Source organism: Collinsella sp. CLA-AA-H167 (assembly GCF_040095305.1).
Taxonomy (GTDB): Bacteria; Actinomycetota; Coriobacteriia; order Coriobacteriales; family Coriobacteriaceae; genus Collinsella.
Genome location: NZ_JBBNGA010000013.1, coordinates 60,956 through 67,598 on the forward strand (window position 1 = coordinate 60,956; position 6,643 = coordinate 67,598).

The window sequence follows — 6,643 nt, forward strand, 5'->3', positions numbered from 1 at the left end:
CTCTCATGGAAAGGGGAGAACAATGGCAGAAGAGACAACCGCCGCTGTTGAGGAGGAGCGTGAGCTTGCCTCGCAGCCGATTCCCGGCCTGGTGCGCAAGTACACCATCATCACCGGCCAGGGTATGCTCGCCCAGATTATCATGGTGGTCCTTGAGGGCCTCGTGATGGGTTGGGGCCTGGGTGCACACGGCCTGGCCTGTGTTTCGATCATCATGTCGGTCGAGTACATTAACCTGGCCTTTGGCAACCTGTTTGGCACCGGCGTGCCCGCCGTGGTGGGCAACCTTTTGGGTGCCGGCGACATTAAGGGCGCCAGCAAGGCGTTTAGCCAGGGTTTTTGGCTTACCACGATTGTGAGTGTGCTGCTTGCTGTGGTGATGGCTGTGTTTACCGAGCCCATCTGCGCATTCTTCGGCGCCACGCCCGACATCATGACCGATACCGTTGCCGGCGTGCGCACCTTCTCCGTGCTGCTGCCGCTCACGGTCATTGGTCAGATGGTCACCGCCGTCATGCGTGTGGACGAGAAGGTTCAGATCCAGGCCAACCTCATGACCGTGTCTGCCATCGTCGCTATCTGCTGGCTTGCGCTTTCCACGTTTGTGCTCAAGCTTGGCGTTATGGGAGCTGGCGTGTACTACGGTCTTTCCATCGGTATCTGGGCCATCGGTATCTTCTGGTTCATCGGCGGTAAGAAGTCGCAGCTCCAGATCAACGCCGCCGACCTCAAACTCGACATGGCCATCTGCGGCCAGATCATTAAGATTGGTTTCCCGTTCTTTTTGGTGCAAGCTGCCACGTTCATCTTCAACACCGTTGCCAACTCGTTGCTTGGCCAGCTCGGCGGCGACATGGGTTCGCTCTACATCGCGGCCTTTGGTGTGATCAACGGCTACATCCTCTACATTACCATGATGGTCGCCCAGTGCTTCTCGTACGGCCTGCAGCCCATTGCCGCCTTCAACGCCGGCGCCAAGGCGTGGGCGCGCCTCAAGGAAACGCTCTCCTGCACGCTTAAGTACCAGGTCGTGACGCTTGCTGCGGTGTCTGCTGTGCTATGGGTGGCCGCAACGCCGGTCTGCGCCTTTTTTGCTGGTAGCGACCCGGCGCTCGTCGAGGTTGCCGCCAACGCCACGCGCATCGTTATCCTGGCCGTGGCCCTGGGCTATCTTGCCATGACCATGTCGATGTACTTCCAGGCGGTTGAGAAGGTGGGTATCGCCACGTTCACCGGTCTGCTCCGCTACGTGATCTGCTCCGTGCCGCTTATGTACCTGCTTGGCAACATGATGGGCGTTCAGGGTGTCTGGTTTGCCTTGGTGGCGGCTGACGCCATCACTGGTCTTATCTCCATCGCCCTCGCCGTCCGCGAATCCAAGCGACTTGCCACGCTCTAGACTCGGACACGGCCGGCCCGCGATAGTCGAATAAGTCAACTCGCCTGCAAGCCACCGCAATGGGGACAGTTCCCATTGTGGTGGCTATTGTTATTTAGGGTCTGAGATTTCGGCTCTATAAATAACGTTTTTGAACTGGGCTACTATAAGATTGTGGAAAACACTACTACAAGATTATGGAAAACGCTACTGCGAGATTATGGCAAATGATACTATACGATTATGGTAACAGCGTTATAAGGGGCGTTGATATGGCCGAGTACATTAACAGGGATTTGCATGAGTTGCTCATTCGCATGGCGGGTTGGTTTCCTGTTGTGTCGTTGACGGGGCCTAGGCAGAGCGGAAAGTCTACGCTGGTTAGGCATGCCTTTCCCGACTATTCCTATGTCACGCTTGAGGACCCCCAAACGAGGCGCGCGGCCTTGGAGGATCCGGTGAGTTTTATCCGCAACCGAAAGGGCGGACTCATCATCGATGAGGCGCAATACGCCCCGGATTTGTTCTCGATGATCCAGGTTGTTTCGGATGAGCGGGGAGATGCCGGTCAATACATCCTTACGGGATCGCAAAACTTTTTGATGATGAAAAGCATCGGCCAGTCTCTTGCCGGGCGAGTCGGGATCTTAAAATTGCTGCCATTTTCGTTTCGAGAAGCGGAGAGGGGCCAGCAGGGGCAGTTGGAAGTGGATTTGTTTGCGCTCGAAGGGGGATACCCTCGCCTGCGTTCCGCCGGAATGCCGTCCTCGGTTTATTTCCCCAGCTATATTGATACCTATGTTGAGCGCGATGTTGTGGGCTTGCTTGACGTGCGCAATAAAGCGGAGTTTCATAAGTTACTGTCCATAATTGCCCAGAGCGCCGGTGCTCTCATTAATATATCTTCGCTTTCTCGAGATACGGGTGTGAACGTATCGACCATTAAAAGCTGGTTGTCTATCCTGGAGCAGAGCTACCTGACGTTTTCACTGCAGCCTTATTATGCAAATGCCAGGAAACGTTTGACTAAAACGCCCAAGCTTTATTTTTACGACACGGGGCTGCTCTGCTACTTGCTCAAAATTGGATCACTGGAGCAACTTTTGGAGAGCCCTTATCTGGGGGCAGTTTTCGAAAACCTCATCGTTTCCGAAACGGCGAAGAGCCATCTCAACGTGGGCGAGAATCCCGAGTTGTATTTCTATAGGGACGACGGCAAGCGAGAAATCGATTTGCTCGACTGCACAAACTCAGGGAGTCCCAAGGCTATCGAAATAAAATCATCCAGAACGTATCACGATAAGTACGCCCGCCATTTACAGGCTGTATGCGATGAGATCGACATTGCAAAAGATGCGCGCTATGTTGTGGCCCGCGTGGATTCAACGTATGAGTCGAAAGACTGTAGCGTGGTCTCGGCGCGTGATTGGCTTTTGCGATAACAAGTTCGGCGTATTAACAACTGCCGCGAAGGGTCCGGATCCCTTTCGCGGCGGTTTTTTGCCGATCCGGTGCGCCTCAGATGCAAGTGAGTAGACTTTTTTGGATTTACCGAGCACATCGCGACAAATGCTCGGTAAAACTGCAGGTCAGCGCTGTGGCGATTTGGCGTGTGCTCGGATTCCTGCAAAAAATCTACTCACTTGGTTTTTGCTGTTAGAAGGCCGCCGCGAGGGAAAGTAGTTCCCTCGCGGCGGCCTTGGTGTTTTCCCAGATAAAACCTGCCAAAATAAACCTGTCCCTTTTTGGCAGGTCTCTATTTGGTATGGCTGACCGGTTTGGGCTGTCTTGGAGAAAGCCCATGAGGCGGCACACAGGCTAATCCTGCGTGTCGCCTCCGTACATGTAGACGATAAAGCCGTCGCCGGTGTCTTGGCTGTGATCTTCTAGGATGCGCTTCATGTTGAGGTGCTCGTAGAACTGCCAGTCAGAGTTGCAGTCGCTCATCAGGAAGAACTTGGTGCAGCCTGCCCGGGCGAGCTCGGCGCGGGCAAGGTCGATGAGCGCGCGGCCGAGCCCTTTGCCCTGCCACTCGGGCACGATGATGATGAGCCCTGGGCATACTCATTGCCCGTGGCGGCAAAGCGGTCGGCCGTGGCCTTCTCGCGGCTGTCGCCAAAGAGCGAGCCCTCGAGCTTGGCGTCGGCGGTCTTTGCCATCTCGGTTGCCTGGGCGAACATCTCGTCGTAGCAGGGCACCCACGTGGGATTGGTACGCGGCTTGCCGTCCTCGAAGATGCCGATGCAGCAGGCGGCGATAATGCGGCCCTCGGCCTCGGCGACAAGCGCGATAGGTGAGCGCTGTAGCTGCATGGTGATGTTAAAGCGCGCGCAGAAATCGGCAGCTTCGACGTCACCGCGGTTGCGCAGCGTGTTGCACCACAGCTGGTTGTAGATGGCGGCGATGCCAGCCAGATCGTCGAGCGTGGCGGCGCGCAGGGTTACGTTGTCAAGGCTCATGGAGGCTCCTTCCAAGGTGGGTCAGGCCACCTCTGAGTGTGACATGGGCGCGCCGTCGCCGCATCAATCATTCGGCAGACGAGTCCCGTTCCCTCGGGGACGGAGGAAAAGGGGCCACGAGCGAGGATTTTCGGACGCTTGCTCGACGAGAGTGGATAATCTCCCACTTTCAGCGCGATCCTAGGCCAAAAACGGGAGATTATCCACTCTCGTGGTAAGCGACCCGCGCGTTATCCATTCCCTTTTTGGTTGGTCGTGCTTGCACTTTAGCGTGCGACAGCGGATAATGCCGAGCATTCGACGATTCAAGCTTAGACTTCTTTGATTGAGGAGGCCCCGCATGGCCATGGAATTTAAACGCAGGCTGCCGATCCCCATGGAGATCCGCGAGGAAATGCCGCTGTCCGCTGAGCTTACTGCTAAGAAGCAGGCATTCGACGCCGAGGTCGCCAAGGTCTTTACCGGCGAGGACGCGCGCAAGGTGCTCATCATCGGACCGTGCTCTGCCGACCGCGAGGACTCGGTCCTCGAGTACATGAACCGCCTGGCCAAAACCGCCGAGGAGGTCAAGGACAAGCTCATCATCATCCCGCGCGTCTACACCAACAAGCCGCGCACCAAGGGCACCGGTTACAAGGGCCTGCTGCACAACCCCGATCCCGAGGCGCCCGACGATCTGCTCGAAGGCGTTAAGGCCATTCGCCACATGCACTTGCGCGTCATCGAGGAGACTGGCTTCTTCACTGCCGACGAGATGCTCTACCCGTCCAACTACCAGTACCTCGTCGACCTGTTGAGCTACGTCGCCGTGGGTGCGCGTTCGGTCGAGAACCAGGAGCACCGTCTGGTGTCGAGCGGCATTTCGGTGCCGGTGGGCATGAAAAATCCTACAGCCGGTTCCACTACCGTCATGCTCAACTCCATCTACGCCGCCCAGGCGCACCAGAGCTTTATCTTCCGCAACTGGGAGGTCGAGTGCGACGGCAACCCGCTCGCGCACGCCGTCATGCGCGGCTACATCGGTCTCGACGGTCGCACTTACCCCAATTACCACTACGAGCACCTGGAGCGCCTTGCCGAGCGCTATACCGAGCACGCCGGCTACGCCAACCCGGCGGCGGTTATCGACTGCAACCATGACAACTCGGGCAAGCGCCCGCTGGAGCAGTATCGCATCTGCAAGGAAGTGCTCGACAGCTGTCGCCGCAACGAATCCATCTCCAAACTGGTCAAGGGCTTTATGATCGAGTCCTACCTGGAGGATGGCAACCAGCCGGTCGACGGCGGCGTCTTTGGCAAGTCGATCACCGACCCGTGCCTGGGCTGGGAAAAGACCGACTATCTGATCCACGAGATCGCGGAGCGTGTTTAGTTACGCGGGTTTACCAACCCGCGTAACGGCTCGACGCTGCGCGCCGCCCAGAGCGACAATTTGTCATTCAAAAGGCAAGGCATGACCAGAAGGTCAATGCCCTGCCTTTTTCATGCCAACTTGTACGCTCTGGACGGCGCTCGCTGTCCGTCCTCTACCTGCGGAGTTGTCCTGCTCCAGGGCACTCATTGGGGACAGACTTAAATGAGTGCTCGCAGAATGAGAGTGGATAGTCTGCCGTTTATAAGTAGTTGTTGGGGACGTTCTTGTTGTTTGACTAGTCGTTTAAGAACGTCCATTACAGTCGAAATTGTCAGCCCGGGCCCGTCTCGGGCTACGATTGAGGCGCGCCCAGAACGGGCCGCCGACCGGGCGCCCGCGCACGGCCGAACGTCCCTGCCCCCGAGAGGGCCCGTTGGGTGCTGCCGGCGCGGGACGCGCCGCCCCCGACGGCTGATAGGAAAGTGCCGGGCAGGCGCCGCGGCTGGTAATGTGAGTGCCGAGGGGGAGGCCATCCGGTCGAACGACTACCGGAAGGATACCACCGTGAAAGCGCCATCGACCAGACCCGCGGCCGTGCTCGGCCTGGACGTCGGCAAGTCCTCCCACTGGGCCTGCCTGATCGACCGCGGCGGGGAGGTGCTGGCCAGCGCCCCCGTCCGCAACCGGGAGGGCGCTCTCGACGCGCTGTTCTCCTCCGCGCCCGCCGGCACGCTCGTCGTCGTCGACCAGTTCCGCAACATAGGGTCCCTCGCCGTGCGGCGCGCCCGCGCCGCGGGGCTGGCGGTCGCCTACCTGCCCGGCCTCGCCGCCAGCCGCGCCGCCGGGCTGTTCGCCGGCGAGGCCAAGACCGACGAGCGCGACGCCGAGGTGATCGCGCGGACCGCCCTGGGCGTGCCGGACTCCCTGTCGGGGGTCCCGGGCCGCGGCGAGGCCCTCGAGGCCGCCCGCGCCCTCTCGTCGCAGCGCGACCACGTCGTCGCCTGCGCGACCAGGGACAAGAACCGCCTGCGCGCGGTGCTGCTCGAGTCCTGCCCGGCCCTCGAGGCCGCGGTCGACCTGTCGGACCGGCGGTGGCTGGAGCTGCTCGCCGGGTTCGGCGGGGCGTGGGGGATCGCCCGCTCCGGGGCCGGGGGCCCGCGGGCCGAGGCCGCCGGGGAGGCCGCGGCCGCCTCCACCGCGCCCCCGCCGGCGCTCGTCGAGGCCGAGAACAGACAGGTCAGGTTCCTGGCCGCCCGGATATCGGAGGCCCTCGACGAGGCCGGGGCCCTCGAGGCCGAGACGGCGGGGCTGCTCGAGGGCGACGATGTTAGCGTCAATATATTTTTCACCATTTTCACCAACGTATTTTCGCCAATCGCGCCAACGCGGATGCGCCGGATTCGCCAACGCGGATGCGCCGCTTTCGGCGTCTAGGCTCCCTCCTCCTTCCCG

General features: G+C 59.8%; 6 protein-coding genes. 4 read left to right on the forward strand and 2 right to left on the reverse strand.

The genetic code is table 11. The annotated features are described in order from the left end of the window. The first annotated feature begins 22 nt into the window (after window positions 1–22). Window positions 23–1,399: an MATE family efflux transporter gene (locus AAAT03_RS08510; protein ID WP_117774348.1), complete on the forward strand. Its 1,377-nt coding sequence runs from the start codon at window positions 23–25 to the stop codon at window positions 1,397–1,399. 251 nt (window positions 1,400–1,650) lie between these two features. Then, window positions 1,651–2,820, forward strand: coding sequence for an ATP-binding protein (locus tag AAAT03_RS08515; RefSeq protein WP_197032249.1), 1,170 nt, complete (start codon window positions 1,651–1,653; stop codon window positions 2,818–2,820). A gap of 376 nt (window positions 2,821–3,196) precedes the next feature. Here the strand turns inward: AAAT03_RS08515 and AAAT03_RS08520 are convergent, their stop codons facing one another. Then, on the reverse strand, window positions 3,197–3,418 hold the full coding sequence (locus AAAT03_RS08520) for a GNAT family N-acetyltransferase (protein ID WP_158558647.1): 222 nt from the start codon (window positions 3,416–3,418) through the stop codon (window positions 3,197–3,199). Further along, window positions 3,325–3,837 carry a hypothetical protein gene (locus AAAT03_RS08525; protein ID WP_117840477.1) on the reverse strand — a complete coding sequence of 171 codons (513 nt, stop codon included), beginning with the start codon at window positions 3,835–3,837 and terminating at the stop codon, window positions 3,325–3,327. The genes AAAT03_RS08520 and AAAT03_RS08525 overlap by 94 nt, the downstream gene beginning before the upstream one ends. 340 nt (window positions 3,838–4,177) lie before the next feature. Here AAAT03_RS08525 and AAAT03_RS08530 point away from each other — a divergent pair, with 340 nt between their 5' ends. Then, the gene (locus tag AAAT03_RS08530) at window positions 4,178–5,209 is read left to right on the forward strand and encodes a 3-deoxy-7-phosphoheptulonate synthase (protein WP_117635771.1); all 1,032 of its coding nucleotides are present in this window, start codon (window positions 4,178–4,180) and stop codon (window positions 5,207–5,209) included. Between the two features lie 546 nt (window positions 5,210–5,755). Next, entirely contained in the window at window positions 5,756–6,625 is an 870-nt protein-coding gene (locus tag AAAT03_RS08535; protein ID WP_349103103.1) for an IS110 family transposase, read from the forward strand. Window positions 6,626–6,643 lie beyond the last annotated feature (18 nt).